This window comes from Brevibacillus sp. AF8 (assembly GCF_021270385.1).
Lineage (GTDB): Bacteria > Bacillota > Bacilli > Brevibacillales > Brevibacillaceae > Brevibacillus.
The window spans coordinates 90,159-115,320 of sequence record NZ_JAGQDN010000015.1 but is presented as its reverse complement, the minus strand read 5'-3'; the positions used below and the strand labels follow the sequence as shown (position 1 = coordinate 115,320).

Below are 25,162 nucleotides of genomic sequence, written 5' to 3'. Positions count from 1 at the left end.
ACATACGGGAGGCATTCACACTGTTTCTATCACGTCTTACTGTTCCACTTCACCTGGCCATGCGAGCATGCCGCCAACCATATTTGCCACGTCGTATCCTTGTGCACTCAAATACTCTGTTGCTGTATTGCTTCTGGCACCACTGCGGCAAACCATCACAATCGGAATGTTCTTATCCAATTCATCAATGCGATGTGGCAAAAAGCCGAGCGGGATCAGCTTTGCCTCTTTAATGTGACCTGCATTCCACTCTTCCACTTCACGTACATCAATGACTTGCAGTTCCTCTTTGGCTTCCAGCTTTTCCAACAGCTCTTGTGGTGTAATTTCCTTTACTCCATGGCTCATCGCTATTTATCCTCCTATATGTACAATCAGATCAGTTGTAACCACCTCCATGATATCACACGCTTTTTTACTTTTCTAACGCGAAGAGCACTTGGCTTCACCATGCATCCATACTCCCCATTTTCTACCATTATCTCCTATTTCGCTGCGGCAATAGCCACACGGGATGTGAACAGCTTGAGACAAAACCGTTACAAATTAATGGCATGAGTGAACCACCTTCATTCATATATACATAAAAACCTCCCCGATAACTGTATATTTATCGTTGACAGCAAGGCTTTATTTTCATACAATTACGACAACAATTGTTTTCATCAAGAGCGGTGGAGGGACAGGCCCTACGAAGCCCGGCAACCAGCAGACTAGCTGCATGGTGCCAATTCCTGCAGAATCCAGTGATTCTGAGAGATGAACAAAAGCCCGTGCATGATGGAGCTTCTTCTTCTCAGGAGAATGCTCCGTTTTTTTATTTGCCGATTCCCCATAGTAAAAGGAGAGATGGACATGTCCGACCAACAACAATGGAAGCCAGAAACACTTGCGGTACACGGTGGACAGGAGGTTGACCCTGTAACAGGCTCGCGTGCTGTTCCGATCTATCAGACGACCTCCTATGTTTTCCGCGATACGGAGCATGCAGCCAACCTGTTTGGCTTAAAAGAGTTTGGGAACATCTATACACGTATCATGAATCCCACGCAGGATGTGTTTGAGAAGCGCGTTGCCTTACTTGAAGGTGGTGTTGGCGCACTCGCAACCGCATCCGGGCAAGCTGCCATCACATTCGCGATCTTAAATATTGCGCATGCAGGAGACGAGATCGTCGCTTCCAGCAGCCTCTACGGCGGTACCTACAACCTGTTCGCCCACACGCTTCCCCGCCTTGGAATCAAGGTTCATTTTGCAGATCAATCCAATCCGGAAAATTTCCGGTCCTATATCAATGAAAAGACAAAAGCCGTGTTTTGCGAGACAATCGGAAACCCGCGCATTGATGTCGCTGATATCGAGGCGATCGCCCATATTGCTCACGAAAATGGCGTGCCTTTGATCGTGGACAACACCTTTGCAACTCCGATTTTGTGCCGTCCTTTTGAGCACGGGGCCGATATCGTCGTGCACTCCACCACCAAATTCATCGGCGGCCACGGAACGGCAATTGGCGGTATCATTGTAGACTCTGGAAAATTCGACTGGAACAACGGAAAATTCCCAGGTCTGACTACACCAGACCCTAGCTATCATGGCGTCGTCTATACAGAAGCAGTCGGTCCGCTTGCCTATATTATCAAGGCCCGTGTTCAGCTCCAGCGCGATATCGGAGCAGCAGTCGCCCCGATCAACTCCTTCTTGTTCCTGCAAGGATTAGAAACTCTGCATCTGCGCATCGAGCGGCATAGCCAAAACGCCTTGGCAGTAGCCCAGTTTCTCGCCAATCACTCTGCCGTAGAGTGGGTGAGTTATCCGGGATTGGAGTCAGACTCCCAGCGTGAATTGGCACAAAAATATTTGCCAAAAGGTGCTGGCGCGATTCTGACCTTTGGCATTCGCGGCGGCGTTGAGGCAGGAAAAACATTGATCGAGTCAGTGAAGCTGTTCTCTCATCTCGCAAATGTCGGAGACTCCAAGTCACTCATCATTCACCCAGCCAGCACAACACATCAGCAGATGACGGAAGAAGAGCAGGCAGCAGCCGGAGTGACCCCGGGACTTATTCGCCTCTCCGTCGGCACAGAATCCATTGACGATATCATTTCCGATTTGGAGCAAGCCCTGCAGCGTGCGTTGCAATTATCCACGGTAGGTTAACCATACCTTTACAGAAAGAAGAATCACGTCATCTCTTTGGATAGAGATTTTGTGATTCTTCTTTTCCTTTTCTATTTTCGTTCGAAAAAGATTGAATTTAACATTCGGTATTTATAAAATACAATCATGCACAAATTTTGGAAGGATGATCACATGAAGATTTTGAACATTGGCAGTGAACGAACGACCTACCGGGTTGAGCTTTCGTATTCTCCTTTATTCGAAGCTGCCCTGGGAATCGCTGCCGCTACCTACGATCAATTGCATCACACGATGGAACACCCTCCTGCCTACTGGCGCCAACTGTTGGACGAGCTATCACCTTCTGTACGGCAAGAGGTTGAATATGCGAAGGAGCACAACACGTGGAAGACGCTTTTGCAACTGCTCGATCTTTGCCCTTTCGCTGATCTGGATTCCTTTCTCTCGTATGTCAGAGAGCTCTCAACAGAACAGCTCCGATACGAAGCCCTCCCTTATCTCGGTGAAAATATGCAGGAAGCACGGCGGAAGGCTGCACAAGGAAGCGAAGATGATTGCGCCGCTTTGCAGGAAGCGTGCCGTGCGCACCTCTTTTTTGAATCGTATATCGGCCATATTACTTCCGTTGATGCAGAAGAGCTGCGGGGCCATATTCTCCAATTGATGGAAGGCTGGTATACCACTCACATCAAGCCGCATGAGGAAGAAATCGTTCGCATGCTAGAACGGGATTGGTCGCAAAAGCAAAACAAGCTAGGAAAGCTCACCCCGGAAGCCTTGGTAGAGTATGCGACGGGTTCGAACTACCTCCCTGAGCCTGCCGTGACACGCGTCCTGCTGATTCCACAAGCGATCTATCGCCCGTGGACCGTACAGGCCGATGCTGTCGGGACGAAAATTTTTTATTACCCTGTGGCCGACGAAAATTTGCACGATGCTGTAGATCCTTATCAGCCACCCCCTTCACTGGTGCAAGCCTTAAAAGCACTCGGAGACGAGCACAGGCTACGCATGGTCAAATTGCTGGCGGAAAAGGACCTGAGTCTGCAAGAGATAACCGATCAACTCTCCATGGCGAAATCGACCGTGCACCATCACCTGTCCATGCTGCGGTCTGCCCATCTCGTTGAACAAGCAGGCTCCCGTTACAGACTACGCCGTCATACACTGGACAAGCTTCCCCTGATGTGGGATGACTTCCTGGACAGGAGCAACCCATGAACCAAACCGCGGTACAAGCCTCTGTCTGGCAGCAGCGTTCTTACCGTTGGATTCTTTTCGGTCAGCTCATTTCAGAACTCGGCGCCTCACTTGGTACCCTCGCCAATAGCTGGATAATCTATCAGGCAACAGGCTCACAAGGTGCGGTCGGACAGATGTGGCTTCTGTATTTTTTGCCGTCGCTCGCGATTCAGTTGGTAGCCGGGCCGTACATCGACCGATTCGATAAGAAGCGTGTCATGCTTTTTTCTCAATGGATGCGAGCTGCTGCGTTTTGTTTGTCCTTTGCAGTCATTACTTCCGGGACAGAATCGCTCTGGCCGCTGTATTTCACTGCTTTGATCAACGGTCTCGTCCAACCGCTGTATGTGCCAGCCAGTCAGTCGCTCCTCCCTACTCTGGTCAAAAGAGAGCAACTCCTCCAAGCCAATGCCTATTTGGATAGCGTCCTGCGAATTGCCTTGATTACGGGTCCGCCTTTGGCTGGGATTCTCGTGGCGAGTATTGGTGGTGAGGCCGTACTCGCATTGGTCGCGATCAGCTATGCGCTCAGCGGTTTCTTTCTGGTTCTTTGTCCAATCGCCCCAGCGGATACTGCCAACAAGAAGCAATCCTGGTTCGTCATGTTTAAGGCTGGTCTAGCGATTTTTTGGCAGAAACCCCTTCTGCTCTGGCTTGGCCTGTACTCAGCTCTCGTCCAATTCGCTGTCGGAGTCACACTCGTACTAAACCTGCCTTTTGTAGCCGGAGAGCTGCAAGGCACCTCGTTTCATGTAGGCTTGTTCTTGGCTGGCTATCCATTGGGATATTTCTTCGGCTCCTTGCTCGTCCCTCGCTTCCGTAGCAGCTTCGGACAGCCCCTGATCATGTTGGGATCACTGGTACTAGGTGGCTTGAGCTTTGTTGCAATAGGCTTTACCCATGACATCTGGCTCGCAATCACCATCGAACTACTGGCTGGTCTGTTTGCTCCGTTTTTCCAAGTACACAGTACTAGCCTGTATCAGCTTCACGTTCCTTCCGAGCTAATGGGGCGTGTACTGTCTGTCCGCTTGCTCATCGTGCGTGCGACGATGCCCGTCGGTATTTGGCTTGGCGGACAGCTGAGCGATCAGGTAGGGATTCGCCCTCTTTACATCTCTGTAGGTGCCGTCATCGTGATCGCTGCGCTTACGGGAATATTATTTCGAAAATTTGTAACTAACAGGATATTCCATATATAATAAAAACCGTACGACTCCTCAATTTTGAATGGGAAAAGGAGAATTTTCATGACTCATCCGACATTGGATAACCTTCAGCATGCTGTCAGCAGCGTCATCGTGGGCAAGGAAAGTCAGATCCGCCTATTAGTAACTGCATTGCTCGCTCGTGGACACGTATTGCTGGAGGACTTGCCCGGAATGGGAAAAACCGTGCTTGCCAAAACATTGGCGCAAGCAATTGGTGGCTCTTACAACCGTCTGCAATTCACCGCGGATCTACTGCCATCTGATGTCGTCGGTCTACACGTGTTCAATCAACGAACAAGTGAATTCGAACTGCGCAAGGGACCTGTTTTTGCGGATGTCTTGCTCGCAGATGAAATAAACCGGGCCACTCCCAGGACTCAATCCGGCTTGCTGGAATGCATGGAGGAACGCCAGGTTACGATTGAAGGCGTCACCCTGCCACTCCCATCGACCATGCTGGTTATTGCTACCCAAAATCCGATTGAATCGGAGGGGACCTATCCACTGCCAGAAGCACAGTTGGACCGCTTCCTTTTCAAGCTGTCTCTTGGCTACGGTACAAGAGAGGATGCCAAAGAAATTTTGCGGAGATTCCGCAGCGACTCCCCATTAGAGGCGGTCGAGCCGGTCATCACTGTCGAACAAATTGCGGCTCTGCAACGCGAGGTCACAACCGTTCACGTCAGCCAACCAGTGGAAGACTATATCATCGACCTGACGGAAGCGACTCGCCAGCATCGCTCGGTTGAGGTGGGCATCAGTCCACGCGCCATGCTCGCCCTGTTGCGCTCCGCCCAGGCTTACGCGTTCGTTTCTGGTCGTACTTTTGTCTTGCCAGATGATGTAAAAGTGGTGTTTCCAAGTCTGGCAGCTCACCGCATCCGCCTCTCTATGGAAGCAGAGCTGCATGTGACGGAGCAGGAAGTCGTGGAGCAAATCTTGACCAGCGTCCCCGCTCCCGTCGAAGAAAGCGTGTAGTGCTATGATCACCAAGCAAACCTTTCACGTAATCGGTTTTGTCTTGCTGCTCTTCGCCGTTTTTTCGGGCCACTGGTTTTTCTTTCTGTTTGGGGGCTTTTTCTTTTTTCTCCCCGCTGCACAAGACTGGTGGGCCAAGTCCATGTCCAAGTGGGTGTCGCTCGAATGGTCCAGTGATCAAACGCGCGTCCTGTCAGGGACACCCGTGCCCATTACAGTTCGCTTGCACAATCGTTCGTGGCTGCCTTTGCCTGCTACCTGGCTTCGCTTCACACTGCCGGAGCATGTTTCGGTGGAAGGCGCAGACGAGGTGCGACTCCTCAATCATCGGACTAGCGTTCGCCTGCGGTTTGATCTGCCGATGCGGCAAAGTGCTACACGCACCTTGATTCTCGTCCCGAACAAACGCGGAACAGTTTGGCTGAGAGATGTTCAATCCGAGACTTTGCCGTTATTGGGTGAGGAGCCTACCGCCATGACATTGTCGGTTTCCTTTTCCTTGCTGGTCTATCCGTTGCCTCTTGCTCTTTCTCCCGTCGTGCTCGCTGAATCGGAACCGGACGGGAATCGGCTCTCTCGTCAGCGCCAACAGGACGACCCCACTTTTCAGCGTGGTGTTCGGTCATACATGCCAGGCGACCGTTTCAAGCACATCCATTGGAAGGCAACCGCCAAAACAGGTTCACTGGAGACGCGTCTTTTCGAGTATACAGCCCATCCGAACTGGCGGATCGTCGGGCATATCCTGCCCTCCTATGAACCAATGATGCAAAAGTATAACGATATGACCAATGAACGGACGATCTCCTGTCTTGCGGCTTTGGCTGGCCTGTGCAGGAGAAAATCGGTCGGATACGAGCTGTACCTTACCGTAAAGCAACGAGGACGAGAGCATTTTCATTTGCCTGCGGGAAATGGCAAGGCACATCACTTGCACGTCATGACCCAGCTGGCGCAAATTCACCATTTTGTGACGACGCCACTGGCTCCTGTTCTTCGTCGGTTAGAGGGGGCACATGGGGAGGAAGCCATTCTCATTGTGACACCACGAATGGACCCATCCGTACAAGCCTCAGCGGAGCGCTTGATTCAATACGGTCATCAGGTTGCGGTACTGGATGTTTCTTCTGACCCTGTCACCATCCAGCGTTTTGAGCATGCTCGCTTGAAAAAAAGGAGCGTGGTGATGGGATGACACTCTCGTTGATGGGGCGTTGGACGCTCGCGTTTTGGCTGGAGGCCATGCTGACGGGCGTTTTCCTGATCTTGTTTGGGTATATGACAGCAGGCTTTACTCAACTCCTCACGTTTTGCCTGGTCGCAGCGATCCTGCTCATGGTGGGGGGCTGGTTGTACTATAGTGGTGGCGGTCGATTTACGCTCCATCTGTTGCTGTACCCCCTTGTGTTTTTCATAGGAATGGGCTGCTTCTATCTCTACGATTCTTGGCTCATCGCGCTTGTACTGGCTGCTGTTTATTTTTGGAGAGTACAAAGTGCCGCATCGAAAGGTTATCGACATGACAGTCTGCAACGCAGATTTGTTCTGGCGCTGATGGCAGGCCTGATTCAGCTCGTGATAGCAGTACTTTACACTTCCATTGTTGACCCGGGTTCCTATTCGCTCGCAGCCTCTTTTTCCATGCTCGTCCTCATTACTCTCAGCTATATGTTGGTGGCGACTGTGGCGTTCGTGCTGCGGGAAGGATCACTTTCTACGAGGCTGCCTGCACGCATTAGCTTGATGCTCGGCAGTCAAGTGCTCGGCACTCGTATTCTTTTGATCGCGGGTTATGTGGCTGTCAGCTCTATCGCACTTGGACTCATCTATTGGATCTGGAGTTGGATAAAAGGACCTGTCAGCAATGGGCTGTATACGCTCTTTGAGCCTGTGCTTATTTTCATTGTGGAAATGTTGGAACATTTGTACGAGAAGGCGAGCCAAAAACAGGCAGGCATGCAGATACTCATGGAAAATGCAGGACAAAAAGTAGATAATCCCGAAGCACAGATACCGCTCGGAGAGTCACTCTTTTCTGTTCTGCAGCCATACTTAATCATTGCCTTCATCCTCACCTGTGTGATCCTGCTCGGCCGATACATATGGAAAAAACGCTTCAAGGGGACGATTACGCTGGAAAAAGAAGTCGCGGCTGCGCAAAATACCGTGTTGTCCACTGTTCCTCCCTCTTCCAGTAAAGAAAGTTCTGAGGATGACTCTGCCAAATGGCTCAAACAGCCCGTCGGCCCAGAGGATGATCCCACTAGATACGCCTACTATCAATTCCTCGTCCTCATGGAGAAGCAAGGAGTTCCAATCAAGCTGCATGAGACACCCCAAGAGTTTTTCAATCGCCTGCGTGAACAGCTTTTGCTAGATGCAGGTCAGCTATATGCAGTCGCTCGCATCACACGTTACTATCAGCAATATCGCTATCAGGAAAAGTCGCTTCCCGAAGCGGATTTGACTGCGATGCAGCAAGCCGTGCAGACGCTCGGCTCACGTTTTTCCGAGACGTAATACATCCCACAACCACGCGCTATGTGTTAGCCGTGGTTGTTTTCTTTTTCTCTTGACATCGGGATGCCCCTCCGGCATAATTTCTTCAATTTTGCCCACTCCCAAAATGAATTCACCAAATGGTTAATTGAACAAGAAAGGAGGATGCTCGGTGCAAGATTTGCCTGATTGGCTGCGTAAGCATCTTCATGTCGCATACATACCCGGCTATGAGTTTTTCTTAAGTCTCCACGTGCTTGCAAAGCCGGAGCATCATACCTCCCGCTTGCATTGGGCGGAGGAGCTGCTCATTGCTTTACCTGCCTCGCTCTTGAAAAAGCTTCACTATTTTAGTTCCATGTCCAATCAGTTTCTCGATGCCATGGACTTCCTGGCGCCTTGGGAGGAGTGCTTTGAGCATTCTGTTGAGGCCGCATTGGAGCGCGTACAGGCGATGGATGCTGGTGAGTTTGTCCAGCTCATGATCGGTCCCGTCTATCATCCCAAACAACTTCATGCTTGGATGCAAGGGCGTACGGACGAGATTTTTGACGAACTGAAACCGGAGCATCGGGAGCTTTTGCGCCATCCGCTCTCGACTAAGCGCAGTTTTCTGGAGTTTTGCTACGACTACCTGCCTTTTTTCCAGACGGAAGAACGGCGGATTGAACCGTGGCTCGTTCGCGCCGTACATGAAGCACAAGAGCAGATCAAGCTGGAACCGATTCCGTTTTTGTCGCAGGTACATCCGCGCTTGAAGGTGCACGAGAACTTCTTGCAATTTCATAAGGCAAAAACGTACACATTTGGCTATTCGGAGCTGGCTCGTATCCATTTGCGTGTCTCTACTTTTGTCGCGCCGCATTTGTTGCTCGGCATTTACGACGACCATATCTCCGTGTGCCTATCCGTTGATGTTCCCGGCACCAGAGCCACCTCGGTGATTCCCACTGACTTCATCAGCAAAATGAAGGTGTTCAGTGACCCGACACGGACGGCGATTCTCAAATCGTTATTGGCTCATCCTTACTGCACGCAGCAGTTGGCTGACCTGCACAACATCAGTGAGCCTGCCGTCAACAAGCACTTGAATCTGTTGGTAGACACAGGCTTTATCTGGAGTGAACGGCGAGGACGGTATGTGTTTTACCGCGCGATTGCATCACGGCTGGAACAACTCGCCGTCGATCTGCATGAGTTCATCGATATGCCCGTTCCCGGACTTGTCTCTCCACCTGCTTCATCACATCTCCCAGAACGGAGGAAATAACGTGTTTCATGTCGCCAAAGCTACCTTTATCCGCAATACCCGCGTAATGATTCGTGCCTATCCGTGGTCGTTTGTCATCGGCCACATTTTTTCCGGGGTGTATACGGTGCTGTTCGCCTTTTTCGCCTATCACTATTTATTTGCCGGGCAGTTGGACGAAAATTTCGCATATCTCACCGGCTCGTCCGATTACTTGTCGTACGCCATCCTCGGCGGAGCTTTTTATGCGTTTGCCGTCTCTACCTTGATGAATGTCAGCCGTTCTCTCATTACGGAGCTACGGGAAGGGACCTTGGAGGCGGTTTTGCTCACCCCTTCCTTGCGCAGAGGATACTTTTTGGGGAATGTCGCTCAACAGCTCATGCGTACTCTGTTTGAATTTTCAGTGATTGTGTTGGTAGGGGCGCTGTTCGGACTCACGCTCTCTCACACGAACGTATGGAGCGCCGTTCTTGTCTGGATATTGTCTACAGGGGCTTTCTTTTGCCAGGCGCTCGTTTTGGGCAGTCTCATGCTTTGGTTCCGCGATACGTACATCACACAAAACACGCTGTTTGCCGTGATGGCCTTTGTCAGTGGGGTAACGTTTCCGATTCCGTATTTGCCTGAATGGGTGCAACCACTCGGTCTCATCATGCCGCTCGCGCCTGCGTTGGATGCTTTTCGGCAATGCGTGATTCAAGGAGCCCCGCTGCATGCTGTTTCCCCACAGCTATTTCATATGGCAGCCCTGTCCCTCGTCTATCTCGTCATCGGGGTGTGGGGCATACGTCGGATGGAAAAACGCGTCATGGAATCGATTTTTGGATAACAAACGAGGAGGTCAACAATCATGCTGATTGCAGAAAATGTACGGAAGGTATACCGGGTGAAGGAGAAAAAAGGTTGGTTTCGCCAACAATGGACAGAGGTCGAGGCAGTCGCTGATCTGTCCTTTCGCATGGTACCCGGCAAAATTATTGGATTGTTAGGCATTAATGGTGCAGGAAAAACAACAACGATCAAGATGTGCTCCACACTACTCACCCCGACCAGCGGCACGATCACGGTAGACGGATATGACGCGGTAAAGGACGATCGTTTCGTCAAAGCCAAGGTCAACATGATCGCCGGTGGAGAGCGCATGCTGTACTGGCGGCTGACAGGACGGGAAAACCTGCAATATTTCGGAAGTCTATACGGTTTGCAAGGGCAGGAACTGCGCCATCGGATCGATGCATTGCTTTTGCAGGTTGGCCTGTATGAGGCCGCCAACACCCCTGTCGAGCGTTATTCCAAAGGCATGAAGCAACGACTGCAAATCGCCCGTGGCCTGATCAATGACCCGCGTTACCTGTTTCTGGACGAACCGACTCTCGGCTTGGACGCCCCCATCGCCCGACAGCTTCGCAAGCATGTAAGTGAACTCGCTTCCCAGCACGGAAAAGCCATTCTGTTGACCAGCCACTACATTCATGAGGTAGAAGAGCTTTGTGACGAGGTATACATCATCGATAAAGGAAAGCTCGTGGCGCATGATACACCGGAGCACCTGACCAAATCGCTCCACCTGGATACAGCCTTACAGGTAGTGATCCCCTCTCTTTCCGACTCGCTCGATTACGATCTGCGCCAGCTGGCTCAAGATTACGGCGGCTCGCGTGAAATCGCAGAAACAGACGAGCAGACCTGGGAAGTGACATTACGAGGAAAAACGGATATGACAACTCCGCTGCTTTCCCTCTTGGCTGCTCACCAGTCCCCTGTCTTGCGTCTCTCTACCCAACAGCCATCACTGGAGGACGTCATCCTGCACATGGCAGATCGGAGGGGCGCATGAAACAGCTAGGCAGCCTGCTTTTGGCCGAAATCATCAAGGAGCATCGCCATTCGTTTCACAGCAAAATGATCTACTTCTCGCTCTTGGTCTGGCCTGTCATTAATTTCGTGACCGCTTATTATTCGTTTGCACCGTTCCGTATGGGAGCTGATTCCCCACTAGCCCGGTTCATCAGCTACGAGCAGTTGCCGCTGTTCCTGTTGACTGGTTATTTAGGCTACATCTTTTATTGGTGCTTGGTGCAGTCGTCCTGGCAAATGAGCTTTGAACGGCAAGCGGGAACCATGGAAATGATCTTCATCAGCCCGGTCAACCGACTCGCTTTTCTGTACGGGCGTTCACTTTCCTCGCTGATCGAAGGGGTCTGGCTGTTCTTTTGCTTCGCCCTGTTAGCCTTGTTTTTTGTCGATGGCATTCAATTGAGCGGCTGGTGGGCGCCTCCACTCGCCTTCCTCATTTTGCTTGTATCGGCCATCGTCTGGGGCGGCTTTCTCTGTGTGCTCTTTCTGTTTTCACGCGACGCGAGCTTTTTGTACACCGTTTTGGATGAGCCGATGCTGATCTTTTCTGGTGTCCGTCTGCCCCCGATGGCCTTTCCGGTTTGGGCCAAGGTCATTTCCTTTTGCTTTCCCTTGACCTACGCGCTTCAGTTGATTCGCGAGCTGCTGATGGAGGGAGCGTCATTGCAAACCATGCTGCCGAGTATGGGACTTCTCGCCGCTGTATTGCTGGTGCTCGTGACAGCGACCGTCTTGTTATTGAAGCAAGCGGAAAAGCATATGAAAAAGACCGGTAACATGGTGATGTATTAGTTAGACAAAGGAGAGTTACATATTAAACGCCCTTTCCTGATTGGAAAAGGCGTTTTTTTATTCCTCTTACTCCACCGTCAACAGCTTCTCCACAAATCCCCCGATTTCCCGTTCCCGATCAATAAAATGAACCTCCAAGATCCAATCGCGCGGCTGACCGTGCCGATCTGGTTCTCTCATCGGCTTGTGGTTGTCTGGATGAATGTAGTTATCGATATCATCACCTTGAATTTTTTCATGCGGGAATTCGCCGATGAGATGTCCTGCGTGTGGACCGCCGTACTCCCAACCATATGCTTTGGCAAGCTCGCACATGTAGGCAAACAGCTCGCTGCTCGTAATATCCGGCTTGGACAAAAAGTAAGTCTTGCCCTCGTCCCACGCTTTTTCAATATCGTCGCGCAGCTTCTGTTTTACCGGATCATTTCCAAGCACATACGTCCGACCAAGATCCGCTTCCCAGTCCTCAAAAATGGGCCCGAAATCGAGAAAGACAATATCTTCAGGGGAGACAGTCAAATTCGGTGGGTTTTCTCTGTACGGATACAGCGTGTTTCTGCCCGCTCGCACAATTCGCTTATGCCAATATTTTTTGATCCCGAACAATTGAAAGGCCAGCTCGTAAATCTCCTTGTTTATCTCTTTTTCCGTCACACCGCTGCGAATGATTCCCTTCTCTTCGATGGTGGCAAATAAAAACTCTGCTTTGGTCTCTGCTTCGCGCAGTGCCTGATGTCTCTTCTCCAATAATGGATTCATCATTTGATAGCCTCCTTTTCCGTTTACGGAAGAGCTAACTCATACTTCTCTCCTAGTTCTCGCAATTTTGCGACAATGGATTGCTCCACTTGATCATCCATCGTAATTTTTTCCTTTGCCAGTGGAAGAAGCGGCTCATACTCGCCAATCAATACGGAATGATGCGCTTTTTCAAACAGCGGCAAATCATTCATGTCATTGCCAAAGCAAATGAACGGCTCCCCTGCCACATCGAAACGATTCAGGGCAGCCCATTTATTCACTCCCCGATATGTGAGGTCGAGAATGCCTTCTGCGGAATGATAATGCAGCGTAACGTCTAGTTCCTTGATTCTCGTCATCAATTCTTCGTGACGGTCACACGATAAAATCAGGATTTTCAGCACGGCATTCAGTTGATCCACGTCCACGCGGCTGGCTGTCCGATTGGAATCGATATTGCTCAAAAAAGGATGCGTCGACACACAATTATGTGCGTAATTCCACGAGTCATCGATGAAATACTGCGCGCGAAAATCCTCAAGAATGCTGATGATTTCTTGCGCCAGACGATCCGGGATCGGCACGCTGCCCTGCAAGCTCCCTTGGTGATGTGTCATCGCTCCATTCGCGCCAATGAGGAGATGGTTGGCAAACCGCTCATCGAGGACAGGCAGCATGTCACGGCACGGTCTTGCGGAGGCAAAACCTACGGCATGTCCCGCCTGTTCGAGTGCAAGCAGGCTATCCAAAATGTTTGTAGAGATCGGTTGACCCTTGAAGCAGATCGTCCCGTCCAGATCAAAAATAAATTTCATTTTTCCCACCCTTTCTAATCGCTGTCCCATCCATCGTAATGGATAGCCGTCCGAGGCCAAAGGGACAGATTGTTCAAGATGAGTGGGACAGAAAGCTGCTCTGTTACTCGAACCAGGCGCTGGCCAACAAGCGAATGCCCTCCTGAATATCTTCGGGGGGCAATGCTCCGTACCCTAGTAATACCGTCGGATGCTCCCGTGTATCATGCAGCCAGTATCGGGCAGTTCCGTAGACTTTTACGCCTTTTTGATAGGCACGCTCCATGAGTTCCGCTTCTGTACACTGACTTTTTACGGTCAAAAATACATGCAGCCCCGTATCCTTGCCTTCTATTTCCACACGTCTGTCCATGTAGCGAGCGACTGCCTGAAGAAACACCTCTCGCTTTTCCACATAGTTTTTTCGCATGTGCTGCAAGTGTCTATGCCAATAGCCATCGGACAAATACGCCGCTAGCGTCAATTGGTCCAGGCGGGAAACAGGCTGATCGTATTCAGATACCCGCTGGTGAAAACGCGATAACAGCTCGTAAGGAAGGACAACGTAGCTGACGTTTACGAGCGGCAGCAATGCTTTGGAAAGTCGCCCAATGTAAACAACTTTTTGGGAAGACAGACTCTGGATCGAAGGAATGTAGCTTTCTTGATATTTGAACTCCCATTCGTAGTCATCCTCCACTAAATACGAATGCGCGATAGATTGCGCCCATAGAGTCAATTGCTTTCTTTTCTCCAAAGGCATCGTCATTTTGTTGATGAATTGCTGGGAAGGACTCACGTACATAATGTTTGCCCCGCTTTGTCTCAGCTCTTCGATGGATACACCGTCTGCTTCCAAAGAAATACCGTGTACCCGGTAGCCACCGTTGAGAAACGTATTTCTCGCACCATCATAGCCCGGATTTTCGACGCCAATCACATGCTTCTCTCTGTCCAGAAGCTGGACGATCATCGACACCAACTGTTGCGGAGTGGCTCCAATAATGATCTGCTCCGGCGTAGCGAGGACTCCTCTCGTTTCATGCAGCAATTTCGAGAGTTCTTTTCGCAAGGAGTATTCGCCCTGTGCCAGCCCCTCCACCATATACGTTCGCTGATGGTAGGCAATGAGCTTGTTGCGCAGCTTATTCCACGGATGAAAGGGGAATGCCCCCAGCTCGATGTTGCCGTAGCGAAAATCATAGCGAATCGGCGATATACGAGGGTCATCTCGTTCTGTTACATGCTGCCCGAAAGGAGGTTCTGCCTTGTACGTCACCTGATACCCTTTTTTCGGAATGCTAGTGACGTACCCTTCCGATACCAGTAGCTGATACGCGACTTCTACCGTGTTTTTGCTGACAGCAAGCGATTGGGCACAGCTTCTGATCGAGGGTAGAAACTCTTCATACGCGATTTGGTTACGCAATATTTCGTCTTTGATAAAGTGATAGATTTGGATGAACAATGGCTCTCCCTCTGTAAAACGAATGGCAGCAAGTTCTCGCACCGAGCAGGAACCCCCTTCCTTTTTTGCTTTAGTCTATCACATAAAGTATTTAAGCCTAAATGAACAAAAGATCAGCTATCCGCCAGAAGGCTATGTCTTTTAGCCCTACCGAACTGAAAGTAGTAGAAGACCATCAGACACACGTGCATCAGGGTCATCATCCAATAAATATTGCTGTAAATATAGCCGCTCGTATAAGGATTCACCGGGTTCCAATTGGTTGTCGCGCCAAGATCGATCACTTTGCTGTATACCGCAGACGCGATCCCCATGGAAATGAAACTCAGCATCGAAAAGATCCCCATGCCTACTCCTGCCTGCTCCTTCGTCAACGTCCTCGAGATCGAGTTCGCCATCGAGATTTGCATAAAAGACTGCCCCACATTGCCAAGGATCAAAAAGAATGCAATGCCTAAAACTGCGGTGCTTGTGAAAGTAGACAACAACCCAAAGCAGCTAATCAGTAAGCTAGACGCAACGAAATACAGAAAAGCATTCCCCCGCCTGTCCGCGAGCTTTCCTCCCACACGACCAAGCAATGCCGAAGCGATGGCCGCTGGAACCATCACAAAGCCGATCCAGCTCGTCGATAGCTGCTGCACCTGAGCCAAGAGCAGCGGGCTGAGATAATAAAGCGATATCCCCATTCCATTTATGAGAAATGCCATCAGAATCCCGATTGTATACTGCTTGTTGGTAAAAACCTTCGGCTGGACAAACGGATCAGCTACCGAACGAATTCGTACGACGAACAGAAGCAATGTAACCAAACTGCCCAATGCAAACCACCACGACCCATTCGTTACTCCCAAAAGCAGTGACGTCACGCTGATCGCAAGCAAGGAGCCACCCACCCAATCAAACTTCCCACCAGCTGCGATCTCTTCATCCTCCAAATATTTACGGTAGAACGGCAGCGTAAGCAAGATCAGGAGCGGTATGGAAAACAGCCAGCGCCAATGAGCAAAGCTGACGATTAAAGCCGCGACGACAGGACCAAGTGCACCGCCAAGAGCCAATCCTACTGCCGTTCTTCCTAAAACAGAACCTCTGCTCTCGGGCGGGAAATATCGCAAAGGAATGAGCATCGCAGTAGCCGGAATGACAGCCGCCCCTACTGCCTGCAAGCACCTCCCGAAAAGAGCCATCGCAAAGGAATCGGAGACCAAACCGAAAAACGAACCCGCCGTAAACACCATGAGTCCAAACGTCAACAAATTCTTGAGCTTGTATCGATCCGCCAGCTTGCCATACGTCACAGTTCCGATCGCGTATAACAATCCATATGCAGTCGATAGCCAGCTCACCTGCGCTATGCTCAAACCAAACTCCTTGCTAATTTCCGGGAGTGCAATGTTAAACACCAAAGCACTCATGGAGGATATGACCAGGGTAAACATCAAGATTCGGATTAATATGTCCCTGTTCTGCTGCGTTTTTGTCGCTTCCATGCCGCATCTTTCCTTTCACTTTGTTATTCACGTTCTGACTGTCAGTACTGACTGACATTTGGGTTGTTAAAAAACTAGGGAGTCAAACCCCTAGCGAAAACCTCTACACTCTCTTCGATAAATACATCTAGGGATACCCCTGAAAAATTGCTAGTGCCATCCAGATCGTTCAAAAACGCCCCGAAATTCATAACCATAAAGGCAGTTGCCTGTGCCTCCGGGTTTGTTTGGATCATCTTGCCCTTTTTGCCCATCTCTTTGAAGTAATCTGTAAAAAGTACCATCAATTGTCGCGGGTGCTTTTGGGTCCGCTCGCGGAATCCGGGCAAATGGGCCTCATCCTTAATGCTAATCAAAATCATTTTCCGATTGCGGTTCATCATTTCGTGATACGTTCGGCTGATTAAAAGCAAATCCTCGCGCAAATTCCACGTAAGCTTCTCCGCGAAAAGCTTTGTCAGTCCTTCCGTGTAATGAAAACGGTCAAAGGCGCTCTCCAGCAAATTCCGCTTGCTGCCGAAGTGACGAAACAACGTCTTCTCGCTCAATCCTGCCGCAGTGGCAATTTCTTGCGTGGTTACGCCGTTGTAACCTCTTTCCGCGATGAGATCGATTGCGGCTATCATCAGTTTTTCACTGCTTGTAAGACTTTTGCTGCTGCTCATTGCTATCCTCATCCCCGGGAGTGATTGTCAGTACTGACTGACATTTATCTTAAACCGACTGTAAATAAGTGTCAAGGATTCACCATAGAAAAGGGCTCTCCCCCGACCCATGCAGTCGAAAGGAAAGCCCAGCGCTCTTTTACCTGATTAAAACGCTCTCGAATATTGCTTCGGTGGCTGCAACTCATCCGCCGACAGCTCATGAATCGCATGCAGTGCCCAATAAGGATCACGCAGCATGCCGCGTCCGACTGCTACCAAATCCGTATCGCCATTGCCAATCGATGCTTCCGCTACTTTCGGATCATCGAGGTTGCCGACAGCAATGACCGGGATATCCAATGCCTGCTTAATTGTGCGTGCCAATGGTACTTGATAGCCAGGATGAACACCTGGGCGACCTGCTGAACCAATCGGTCCTTCCCCGCCGCTGGATATATGGAAAATATCCACGCCAGCTTCCTTGTAACGGCGGCAAAGCTCTGTGCTGTAATCCAGCCCATACCCACCATCCACGTACTCTACGGCTGAGACGCGCATGATCAGCGGCATGTCAGCTGGAATGACCTCTTTGATCGCCTGAATAATTTCCACGCCAAACAGCGCTTTATCCCGCCCGTACTCATCGTCTCGCTGATTGGTCAAAGGAGAGTGGAACTGGTGAATCAAGTATCCGTGCGCACCATGGATTTCAATGGTATCAAACCCTGCTTCCACCGCACGTCTCGCTGAGTCCTGGAACTTGACGACCATTTGCTTAACCTCTGCTGTCGTCAACGCCCGTGGCGTTTTGTAGCGCCCCCCTGGGAAAGCGATCGCGGACGCCGATACAGGCACTTCTGCGTCTTCCGCTTTGCGACCCGCATGAGCAATCTGTATGCCAATTTTGGCCCCATACTTTTGAACCTCGGAGACGATTCGCGCATACGCCGGAATCTGCTCGTCAGACCACAAGCCCAAATCGCCGTTGGAAATTCTGCCATCCGGCTCGACATCGGTCATTTCCACGATGATCAGACCTGTTCCGCCTACTGCACGAGAAACGTAATGAACAAAGTGCCAGTCTGTTGGTGTTCCATCGTGGGCATCCACAGAGTATTGGCACATCGGCGGCATGACAATCCGATTTTTCAAGCTAAGTCCTTTAAACTGAAACGGGGTAGACAACAACGCCATTTGCTCCACTCCTTACTTTTTTTCATTATCATGCCAAAAGTAAGCATGTTCTGCAATCCTAAGTTGCACTTTGTAAAAACGAGATATATTTCCGGCTGTTGTGGTGGGGAGGAAACAGGAGAAAACGCTCAGATTCTAGGGCCACCCCCTACGGGATTGACTGCACGACTCCATGCAAAAAGCGAAACCGCGTCCAAAGTGGTATCTTCAAGGATGCGTTTTCAGAGGTGGACGCTTAAGAGCGTAAAGACTTAAAGATTGAAGAAGATCATCAGTTACGACAGAGAAGAATATTTCAAGACGTAGCGACTTGTGGAGTCCTACCAAGCGGAGAAGGGATTCGCGGGCAAAAGAAACGCAACGTGCCCGGGCTACGTAGCGGCTACCACTTTTGCGTTTCCCCGCGAATCCCTTCGGAGCGGACAGTATCAGCCCTCAGCGGGACGGAGCCTGGAGCCTAGACTGGAAATATTCTTCTCTTCACCGCGGCCACATTCTATGTTGCACTAAGTAAAAAAGCCATCCGCATAACGGATAGCTTTTTTACTTAACGTCTTTATTATTCCGGCATCGTGCCAATGTAATTGGATTGTGGGCGAATAATGCGGTTTTTGCCTGCCTGTTCCAGAATGTGCGCACTCCAACCAACCACACGGCTCACGGCAAATGTCGGTGTAAACAAATTGTCGTCCAAACCAACCGCGCGCATGACAGCTGCGGCAAAAAACTCTACGTTTGTATTCAGCTTGCGGCCCGGTTTGTACTCTTCCAGCAGCTGCAAGCCTACTTTTTCTACATGTGTCGCCAGATCGAACCACGGATCGTTGGATGACAGCTCGGATGCAACAACGCGGAGAGCAGTTGCACGCGGATCAACCGTTTTATAGACACGGTGTCCGAAGCCCATCAAACGTCCGCCGCTCTCCAGCTTGTTGCGCAGCCACGGCTCTGCATTTTCCTTCGTGCCGATCGCCTCGATCATCTCCGTCACTTCAGATGGTGCTCCGCCATGCAAAGGCCCTTTCAGGGTTCCGATTGCTGCTGTAATGGAAGAAATCAGATCGGACTCGGTCGAACTGACGACACGACCGGCGAATGTGGAGGCATTCATGCCATGCTCCTGCGTCAAAATCAGGTACGCATCGAGCGCACGTACATGTGCCGCATTCGGCTTTACGCCTTTGAGCATATACAGATAGTTCGCTGTATGATCCAGCTCCGGATTCGGTGCCAGCGGCTCGCGGCCCTCCAGACAAGCAAAGCGATACGCGACGATTGTTGGCATTTTGGCCGCCAGCGCAATCACCTCATCGATGGTTGGCGGAAAGCCGTGTGAGGAACTGCCGAGCGCCGAAACACCTGTACGCAGGACACTCATCATATCTACATCTGCCGGGATCAGCTTCAGGATTCCTTTTACATGCTCCGGCAGCTCACGGTTTGCTTTGAGCTTATTCTTTAACTCCTTCAACTCCTGCTCGCTCGGCAAATGTCCGAACCAGAGCAGGTGTGCCACTTCCTCAAATGTGTGGTGAATAGCCAAATCACGCGCCCAATGACCGTGGTACACCAGCAGTCCATTAATCCCATCCACCAAACTAAGGTCTGTTTCTGCTACGGCGATACCATCCAAGCCGATAGCCAAAGGATGTTGTTTTGTCATCATCACCACTCCATTTTCGTCTCTTTTCTCTTCAGTATAATCGATTCATAATCGTGAAGGGAAATAAAAGAAAACCGGATTTTTGATCACGTTTTGCAATCAGTTAGCAGGAGCTGGAACTGCCTTCTTTTTACGTCCGTACGTCAGGAAGCGCCACAGCTTTTCCATCGGGCCTCGATTAAAACGCTTCAGCCACAGCCAGCTTGCGAGTAATTGAAACGCATAAATCGGCAGCGCGAGCAAAAACCAGGAAGAGAGCGGCATGGCCGTAATACCGAACAAAGCAATCAGAATAGTCATGATGACTGTCTGACCTAAATAAGTCGTTAACCCCATTTGTCCTGTGTAGGCAAATGGCTGGAGAACTTTCCTTGCCGACTCTCGATCCAGTAACAGAAACAAGCTGGCTATCAAGCACAGCGCCATAGGCAGCGTACTCAGGTCAACCAATATTTTATTCACCTGTTCAAGCTTTGGACCAAAGACGACACCGCTCGCCCACACAATCCCTGCTGCGATCGGAAGACTAATTGCCAGAGTAGTAGTAGCGATTCGTTTCAAAAACGGTTTATGCTCGCGAATTTGAGCAATCAAACCGCATTTTCCCGCGTACAACCCAAACAGGAACATCACAAAGATCGGTATCAATGTCGTCTGGAGTGATGCTACAAATGGATAGACTTCTTGACCATTGAGCGTTTGTACAAGTGCCACGCCTTGAGTAAGCATGTACACTCCTCCCAGACTGGCTGCCCATGCTAGAATCGTAGAAGACTTTCTTCGATAAAATGGCATCAGTAAAAAGCCGAGAAGCGCGTACACCGTCAAAATATCGCCAAACCAAAGAAAGATATGAATTACACCAATAGCAAACATCGCGAACAACCGTCTGCTGAAGAGACGAAATACTTTTTGTCCACGCTGTTCAGCCCGTGACATGAAAATGTAAAAACCTAAGCCAAACAGAAACGAAAAGATTCCGAAAAACTTCGTTTGAATGAATAAATCATAGCTTAAGCGAATCCACGCATCGATCCCCGCCTCTATTGGCATACGAACGTCTTCCGAATACATGATAAAGCTAGGCAAGTTCACCAGCAAAATCCCGAACAATGCCAATCCCCTTACAATATCAATGGAATAAATCCGATCCTTCTGTGTGATTGGTTCAGCCTGCTGCATACTCGTCATTCCCTCCTGCTGTCTTTAAGCAGGGTTCAGTATAGGATACATATGCTCATCAAAACTATCGATTCACCTTACATCTACCTTACAGGCTTGTTATCTTCTATGTCCGTCCCCCTGGCTGAACAAGCGGCATCGGTGGATACAAGGAATGCAGGATTTCCATAAAATGCTGCGCTGGCTCGCTGATTCCTGCTTTCGGTACCAGCAAATAAGAAGCAACCTTTGGCAAAACGAGGCCAGGTGTGGGAAGTTCAATAAAGCGGTTTTCAAATAAATCCCGATCGACAGCCGTCCGAGGCAAAAAGGAAACGCCCAATCCATCCTCGATGAATCGCTTTGTAATGTCTACTTGCGAAACAGCCATCGTACGCAAGGAAAGCCCCCTCTGACGCAAAAGCAACAGCAACTCATCCCAGTAACCCGGGTGATTATGGGTCAGCAGACGATTCGATTGCACCTCTTGCTCCCAATCAGGCAAGGGCGCCTCCATATCTCCACCGCTGTGAGGGACTGCAAAAACAATAGGATCTTCGTACAAAAGATAAGTAGACAACTGAAATTCTCCTGGCACCATCCGGGTTAAGCCCAGATCAGCCTGTCCATTTTGAACCAGCGGGCCAATCTCCACGGAGTCAACAATTTTAATCGAGATATCTACATCGGGATAGAGCTTGGTGTAACGATGCAGCAAATGGGAAAAACGAGCACGGGCGATAATCGGGGAAACAGCCAGTTGAAGCTTTTCCCGATAGCCTTGTCTCCAAGCCTGCAAGTCTTCCATACTGTTATGCCACTGTTGGAGAAGTCCTTTTGCATGTGGCAGGTAGCGTTTGCCCGCAGCCGTTAACCGAACGCGCTTGCCAACCCGTTCAAACAGCTTGATCCCCAATTCCTTTTCCAATTGTCGTATATGTTGGCTGACAGTAGGCTGCGCAATGAACAACGCTTCTGCTGTCTGGTGAAAATTTTCTGTCGTGGCCGCCACCATAAACGTTTGCAGCACGCGAAAATCCATGTGATCTCCCCCCTGCTGTCGCTTTTTCTTTGTTCTATATGCATACAAAAGTAGGAAGAATGCAACTTTTTGGGTCTTTCTTCCTCATTTTTGAAGAAATTTACTGGAAATCGTTCTGCTTCTTCCTCCTTATGGTACAATACAAAATCGAGTGCGCAAAATCATTACGCACATTGGATTCAGCAAAGAGAGAGAGCAAAAGGGGAGAGAAAAGATGGAAACTGCAACAAACGTGAACCCACCGCGCAAAAGCAAGAAAAAAGCATGGCTGATCGCGGGGACAGCGGCTGTCGTTGTGCTGGGTGGTTTAGGGACCGCCTATGCCAAGTACGATCTGTTTAAGAGTGCAAAAACGATTTACCTGCAGGCGGAAGCGGAAAGCATGATGAAGTTTTCTAGCGACGTATCCAAAGCTTACGGGGAATACCAAGACTACATGAAGCCATACCTGGAAAAACCAGTTCACTCCACCACTGAGTTGAGTGATATTGCTTTAGATGCCACCATCCCAGACCCGCAAGCACAAAAAATTCTCGACATGCTGGGCAAAGCGAAGCTCGTGATGCAAAGCAACATCGATGAACAGAAAAATCAACAATCGGGGAACCTGGAAGTTCACCTACAAGATAAAAAGCTGGCTACTCTTGAGTACTTCATGAATGATTCTGTTATGGGCTTCAAGCTGCCAGAGTTTTACTCTAAATACGCTTATATGGACCTGAAGGATCGCGATGCACTTAAGGAAAAGCTGGGCGGCGAAGAACTGCCGAAGCGCTTCGTAACCTATAGCGATTTGTATAAAGCAATCAATTTTAACCAGGATGAACTCAAAACGGTCATGACTCCGTATGCCTTGCTGTATGCTGACAACATCAAAGACAGCCAGGTAAGCATCAAAAAAGACGTTTCTTTCTCTGAAGAAGGACTCAAGGAAGATGCACGTGAGATCACCGTTACTTTCAACGCCCAAGAAGGCGCGGCTCTGTCGAAGCAAATTGCAGAGAAAGCAAAAGCTGACCAAAAGCTGTTTGACCTGATCTACAGCCGCTACCACAATGTGGCTACGCTGATGCTCGACAGCGGCTACAAAGTAGAAGAAATCAGCAAAGAAGAATTCAAGAAAAATTACGAGCAAGCCTTCGATGACATCATCAAGGATGCAAAAGATACAGACGCCAAATCAACTGAGCAATTGAGAATGGTCGTGCTCGTGAATAGTGATCATCAAATCTTGTCCCGCAAGCTCTTGGTCGATGACAAAGAGAAAAAAGATCAATTGGTCTACAGCAGTGTTTCTTACGATAAAGGCGCTGAAACGTACTACCGTTACTCCCTGCACAACCTGTCTGACCAGCAAAGTGGCGAAATGTCCTTAACCTACAAAGCGACAGAAGAAAAAGACAAGACAAAGGGCAAGTTCAGCATCCTGATGAAAGAGACCGACCAGCCAATTCTGGACCTCTCGACCACTTTTGAGACAACCAAGCAAGACAAGAAAACAACCGGAAACTATGACTTTGCACTCGTAGTGGCAGACGAATATTCCTCCAACCCTGTTGCTCTGACCGGTAATGTTACCATGAACGAGACAAAGACGGACAATGGTGTAGATTCTGACGGCACAGTAAAAGTGAAGTTCTCGAACCCTACTCCAGATATGCCAAAAGGCTTTAGCTTCAAGCTGAAGTCCAAAGCAGAATTCGGCAAAGCACTGGAAATTCCAGCTATGACTGCTGACAACTCCATCAATTTCGCTACAGTGACTGACCAACAAATGATGGAAGCGCAACAAGAAGTCATGCAAAACGCAGATAAATTCATGAATGAAAACGCTGAGCTCGTGCAACAGTTCATGATGCCTTAATTGTTTCGTGATAAGAAGAATTCGCTCATAATGCTACTAGCAAGCTGGCATCGGCCCTAAACCGGTGTCAGCTTTTTTATTAAAATCACGATTCGTTCTAAATATTCCGATTACATTCAATGCAGAGACCTCCCGAGGGAGGCCCTTTCTCCATTTCCATTCTTCTTACTGATAACCTTTGATCACAATATACACAATCGCTACATAAAATACGATTCGATCCACAGTCCGATACATCGACTTGGACACCGGAATGCCGAGCCAGCCCACTCGCAACGGCCACAATAACTGAATACGTCCAACCAGCATATCGCTGATCAGATGGGACAAAATCCCCCAAAGCCCTGCCATAGCAGCCAAAGAATCGCCGAACAGCAGGAACGGAAGGAATAAAATCACCCAGGAGTGTGTAACCGTACGATGGCCGAATCCTTTTTGCAGCATTTTGGACAAAGGTCCCATCAAGTTTCCGAGTTTGCTATTTGCTTGATCGATATCGGGTACTAGTGCCATCGTTGCACCAATAACACTGCCCTTCCACGAAGGATAGGCGCAGTAGCCTGCAATGGCACCGAGTACCATATGTGTTTTCCATGTCATTTGCCTTTCACACCGTCTTTCTTGGGTAATCTGGGGAGCTTATGTACGGTTGGTGGAATGGCAAACCAATACCATCATACATACGGATGCTACGTCTCCAATAAGGACATGAAGCTCTCTGGATCAAGCCCATCTCCTTCAATCACAATGGCTGTCATTCCGGTTTCACTGCCTGATTCATGCCCTTCACCTGTGATCCAGAATGCCGCCTGACCACTCTGGATCGGGATGCGCTCTGTACCTTCTCCACGTACCCAGCCTTCACCATTCACCACGAGAAAAAGCTGAGGGCAAGGCGCCGGATGATAACCGACAATCCCACCCGCCTCCAAATGGATACATCCTATCGAAACGGAATTCGGCGTGCGCACAACACGAGAAATCGTCGCATGGACGGAATTATAGCGATCAATCGTTTTGCCTACTTGCTGATCAAATCGAAATCGTTTCATACATTCCCCTCCGCCTTTTGACTCGTAAGCCTTATCATAGCGCAACCAGAGGGGCTGTGACAGACTCATC

At 49.7% G+C, this 25,162-nt stretch carries 23 protein-coding genes and 1 riboswitch; of the genes, 11 read left to right on the top strand and 12 right to left on the bottom strand.

Features of this window, described 5'->3' with window-relative positions:
• Nucleotides 1-36: 36 nt before the first annotated feature.
• Nucleotides 37-348, bottom strand: coding sequence for a rhodanese-like domain-containing protein (locus KB186_RS19090; protein ID WP_173611890.1), 312 nt, complete (start codon nucleotides 346-348; stop codon nucleotides 37-39).
• A 311-nt stretch (nucleotides 349-659) separates the two neighbouring features.
• Nucleotides 660-766, top strand: a riboswitch (SAM riboswitch).
• An 89-nt stretch (nucleotides 767-855) separates the two neighbouring features.
• On the opposite strand from KB186_RS19090, the gene KB186_RS19085 reads away from it, so the two are divergent.
• The 10 genes from KB186_RS19085 to KB186_RS19040 all read left to right on the top strand — a co-directional run bounded on the left by KB186_RS19085 (nucleotide 856) and on the right by KB186_RS19040 (nucleotide 11,973).
• On the top strand, nucleotides 856-2,160 hold the full coding sequence (locus KB186_RS19085) for a homocysteine synthase (RefSeq protein ID WP_232774179.1): 1,305 nt from the start codon (nucleotides 856-858) through the stop codon (nucleotides 2,158-2,160).
• A gap of 153 nt (nucleotides 2,161-2,313) precedes the next feature.
• Nucleotides 2,314-3,363, top strand: a complete 1,050-nt coding sequence (locus KB186_RS19080) for an ArsR/SmtB family transcription factor (RefSeq protein WP_232774178.1) — start codon at nucleotides 2,314-2,316, stop codon at nucleotides 3,361-3,363.
• Nucleotides 3,360-4,586: an MFS transporter gene (locus tag KB186_RS19075; RefSeq protein WP_232774177.1), complete on the top strand. Its 1,227-nt coding sequence runs from the start codon at nucleotides 3,360-3,362 to the stop codon at nucleotides 4,584-4,586. Before KB186_RS19080 ends, KB186_RS19075 begins: the two co-directional genes overlap by 4 nt.
• Before the next feature lie 48 nt (nucleotides 4,587-4,634).
• Nucleotides 4,635-5,573: an AAA family ATPase gene (locus KB186_RS19070; RefSeq protein ID WP_232774176.1), complete on the top strand. Its 939-nt coding sequence runs from the start codon at nucleotides 4,635-4,637 to the stop codon at nucleotides 5,571-5,573.
• A gap of 4 nt (nucleotides 5,574-5,577) precedes the next feature.
• Nucleotides 5,578-6,768: a DUF58 domain-containing protein gene (locus KB186_RS19065; protein WP_232774175.1), complete on the top strand. Its 1,191-nt coding sequence runs from the start codon at nucleotides 5,578-5,580 to the stop codon at nucleotides 6,766-6,768.
• Complete coding sequence (locus KB186_RS19060; protein ID WP_232774174.1) at nucleotides 6,765-8,093, top strand: DUF4129 domain-containing protein; 1,329 nt, start codon at nucleotides 6,765-6,767, stop codon at nucleotides 8,091-8,093. The genes KB186_RS19065 and KB186_RS19060 overlap by 4 nt, the downstream gene beginning before the upstream one ends.
• A gap of 151 nt (nucleotides 8,094-8,244) precedes the next feature.
• Nucleotides 8,245-9,342: an ArsR/SmtB family transcription factor gene (locus tag KB186_RS19055; RefSeq protein WP_173611883.1), complete on the top strand. Its 1,098-nt coding sequence runs from the start codon at nucleotides 8,245-8,247 to the stop codon at nucleotides 9,340-9,342.
• Nucleotide 9,343: 1 nt separating this feature from the next.
• A complete protein-coding gene (locus KB186_RS19050; protein ID WP_173611882.1) occupies nucleotides 9,344-10,153 on the top strand; it encodes an ABC transporter permease in 810 nt (269 codons plus the stop codon).
• A 21-nt stretch (nucleotides 10,154-10,174) separates the two neighbouring features.
• Complete coding sequence (locus tag KB186_RS19045) at nucleotides 10,175-11,161, top strand: ABC transporter ATP-binding protein (protein WP_232774173.1); 987 nt, start codon at nucleotides 10,175-10,177, stop codon at nucleotides 11,159-11,161.
• On the top strand, nucleotides 11,158-11,973 hold the full coding sequence (locus KB186_RS19040; protein ID WP_173611880.1) for an ABC transporter permease: 816 nt from the start codon (nucleotides 11,158-11,160) through the stop codon (nucleotides 11,971-11,973). Before KB186_RS19045 ends, KB186_RS19040 begins: the two co-directional genes overlap by 4 nt.
• A gap of 66 nt (nucleotides 11,974-12,039) precedes the next feature.
• Here KB186_RS19040 and KB186_RS19035 read toward each other — a convergent pair whose 3' ends face one another.
• The 9 genes from KB186_RS19035 to KB186_RS18995 all read right to left on the bottom strand — a co-directional run bounded on the left by KB186_RS19035 (nucleotide 12,040) and on the right by KB186_RS18995 (nucleotide 22,176).
• On the bottom strand, nucleotides 12,040-12,735 hold the full coding sequence (locus KB186_RS19035; RefSeq protein ID WP_232774172.1) for a M24 family metallopeptidase: 696 nt from the start codon (nucleotides 12,733-12,735) through the stop codon (nucleotides 12,040-12,042).
• Between the two features lie 20 nt (nucleotides 12,736-12,755).
• Nucleotides 12,756-13,529 carry an HAD-IIB family hydrolase gene (locus KB186_RS19030; RefSeq protein ID WP_232774171.1) on the bottom strand — a complete coding sequence of 258 codons (774 nt, stop codon included), beginning with the start codon at nucleotides 13,527-13,529 and terminating at the stop codon, nucleotides 12,756-12,758.
• Between the two features lie 103 nt (nucleotides 13,530-13,632).
• A complete protein-coding gene (gene pdxR / locus KB186_RS19025) occupies nucleotides 13,633-15,018 on the bottom strand; it encodes a MocR-like pyridoxine biosynthesis transcription factor PdxR (protein ID WP_232774170.1) in 1,386 nt (461 codons plus the stop codon).
• Nucleotides 15,019-15,089: 71 nt separating this feature from the next.
• A complete protein-coding gene (locus KB186_RS19020; protein WP_232774169.1) occupies nucleotides 15,090-16,469 on the bottom strand; it encodes an MFS transporter in 1,380 nt (459 codons plus the stop codon).
• 74 nt (nucleotides 16,470-16,543) lie between these two features.
• Nucleotides 16,544-17,134 (bottom strand): TetR/AcrR family transcriptional regulator, encoded by a 591-nt coding sequence (locus KB186_RS19015; protein WP_229087916.1) that lies wholly within the window; start codon nucleotides 17,132-17,134, stop codon nucleotides 16,544-16,546.
• Nucleotides 17,135-17,281: 147 nt separating this feature from the next.
• Nucleotides 17,282-18,310 carry an NADH:flavin oxidoreductase/NADH oxidase gene (locus KB186_RS19010; protein WP_232774168.1) on the bottom strand — a complete coding sequence of 343 codons (1,029 nt, stop codon included), beginning with the start codon at nucleotides 18,308-18,310 and terminating at the stop codon, nucleotides 17,282-17,284.
• A gap of 559 nt (nucleotides 18,311-18,869) precedes the next feature.
• On the bottom strand, nucleotides 18,870-19,973 hold the full coding sequence (locus KB186_RS19005; RefSeq protein WP_232774188.1) for a citrate synthase/methylcitrate synthase: 1,104 nt from the start codon (nucleotides 19,971-19,973) through the stop codon (nucleotides 18,870-18,872).
• A gap of 99 nt (nucleotides 19,974-20,072) precedes the next feature.
• Nucleotides 20,073-21,155 (bottom strand): DUF418 domain-containing protein, encoded by a 1,083-nt coding sequence (locus KB186_RS19000; RefSeq protein WP_232774167.1) that lies wholly within the window; start codon nucleotides 21,153-21,155, stop codon nucleotides 20,073-20,075.
• 106 nt (nucleotides 21,156-21,261) lie between these two features.
• Nucleotides 21,262-22,176, bottom strand: coding sequence for a LysR family transcriptional regulator (locus KB186_RS18995; protein ID WP_173611872.1), 915 nt, complete (start codon nucleotides 22,174-22,176; stop codon nucleotides 21,262-21,264).
• A 214-nt stretch (nucleotides 22,177-22,390) separates the two neighbouring features.
• On the opposite strand from KB186_RS18995, the gene KB186_RS18990 reads away from it, so the two are divergent.
• The gene (locus tag KB186_RS18990) at nucleotides 22,391-24,040 is read left to right on the top strand and encodes a DUF6583 family protein (RefSeq protein WP_232774166.1); all 1,650 of its coding nucleotides are present in this window, start codon (nucleotides 22,391-22,393) and stop codon (nucleotides 24,038-24,040) included.
• 165 nt (nucleotides 24,041-24,205) lie between these two features.
• Here KB186_RS18990 and KB186_RS18985 read toward each other — a convergent pair whose 3' ends face one another.
• Nucleotides 24,206-24,640, bottom strand: coding sequence for a metal-dependent hydrolase (locus tag KB186_RS18985; RefSeq protein WP_047073891.1), 435 nt, complete (start codon nucleotides 24,638-24,640; stop codon nucleotides 24,206-24,208).
• Between the two features lie 89 nt (nucleotides 24,641-24,729).
• A complete protein-coding gene (locus KB186_RS18980) occupies nucleotides 24,730-25,092 on the bottom strand; it encodes a cupin (protein WP_173611869.1) in 363 nt (120 codons plus the stop codon).
• Between the last annotated feature and the right edge of the window lie 70 nt (nucleotides 25,093-25,162).

Excerpts from the sequence above, each read along its gene's own strand:
- KB186_RS19090 (WP_173611890.1), bottom strand. The coding sequence starts at position 348 with ATGAGCCATGGAGTAAAGGAAATTACACCACAAGAGCTGTTGGAAAAG.
- KB186_RS19085 (WP_232774179.1), top strand. The coding sequence starts at position 856 with ATGTCCGACCAACAACAATGGAAGCCAGAAACACTTGCGGTACACGGT.
- KB186_RS19080 (WP_232774178.1), top strand. The coding sequence starts at position 2,314 with ATGAAGATTTTGAACATTGGCAGTGAACGAACGACCTACCGGGTTGAG.
- KB186_RS19075 (WP_232774177.1), top strand. The coding sequence starts at position 3,360 with ATGAACCAAACCGCGGTACAAGCCTCTGTCTGGCAGCAGCGTTCTTAC.
- KB186_RS19070 (WP_232774176.1), top strand. The coding sequence starts at position 4,635 with ATGACTCATCCGACATTGGATAACCTTCAGCATGCTGTCAGCAGCGTC.
- KB186_RS19065 (WP_232774175.1), top strand. The coding sequence starts at position 5,578 with ATGATCACCAAGCAAACCTTTCACGTAATCGGTTTTGTCTTGCTGCTC.
- KB186_RS19060 (WP_232774174.1), top strand. The coding sequence starts at position 6,765 with ATGACACTCTCGTTGATGGGGCGTTGGACGCTCGCGTTTTGGCTGGAG.
- KB186_RS19045 (WP_232774173.1), top strand. The coding sequence starts at position 10,175 with ATGCTGATTGCAGAAAATGTACGGAAGGTATACCGGGTGAAGGAGAAA.
- KB186_RS19040 (WP_173611880.1), top strand. The coding sequence starts at position 11,158 with ATGAAACAGCTAGGCAGCCTGCTTTTGGCCGAAATCATCAAGGAGCAT.
- KB186_RS19035 (WP_232774172.1), bottom strand. The coding sequence starts at position 12,735 with ATGATGAATCCATTATTGGAGAAGAGACATCAGGCACTGCGCGAAGCA.
- KB186_RS19030 (WP_232774171.1), bottom strand. The coding sequence starts at position 13,529 with ATGAAATTTATTTTTGATCTGGACGGGACGATCTGCTTCAAGGGTCAA.
- KB186_RS19020 (WP_232774169.1), bottom strand. The coding sequence starts at position 16,469 with ATGGAAGCGACAAAAACGCAGCAGAACAGGGACATATTAATCCGAATC.
- KB186_RS19015 (WP_229087916.1), bottom strand. The coding sequence starts at position 17,134 with ATGAGCAGCAGCAAAAGTCTTACAAGCAGTGAAAAACTGATGATAGCC.
- KB186_RS19010 (WP_232774168.1), bottom strand. The coding sequence starts at position 18,310 with ATGGCGTTGTTGTCTACCCCGTTTCAGTTTAAAGGACTTAGCTTGAAA.
- KB186_RS19005 (WP_232774188.1), bottom strand. The coding sequence starts at position 19,973 with ATGACAAAACAACATCCTTTGGCTATCGGCTTGGATGGTATCGCCGTA.
- KB186_RS19000 (WP_232774167.1), bottom strand. The coding sequence starts at position 21,155 with ATGCAGCAGGCTGAACCAATCACACAGAAGGATCGGATTTATTCCATT.
- KB186_RS18995 (WP_173611872.1), bottom strand. The coding sequence starts at position 22,176 with ATGGATTTTCGCGTGCTGCAAACGTTTATGGTGGCGGCCACGACAGAA.
- KB186_RS18990 (WP_232774166.1), top strand. The coding sequence starts at position 22,391 with ATGGAAACTGCAACAAACGTGAACCCACCGCGCAAAAGCAAGAAAAAA.
- KB186_RS18985 (WP_047073891.1), bottom strand. The coding sequence starts at position 24,640 with ATGACATGGAAAACACATATGGTACTCGGTGCCATTGCAGGCTACTGC.
- KB186_RS18980 (WP_173611869.1), bottom strand. The coding sequence starts at position 25,092 with ATGAAACGATTTCGATTTGATCAGCAAGTAGGCAAAACGATTGATCGC.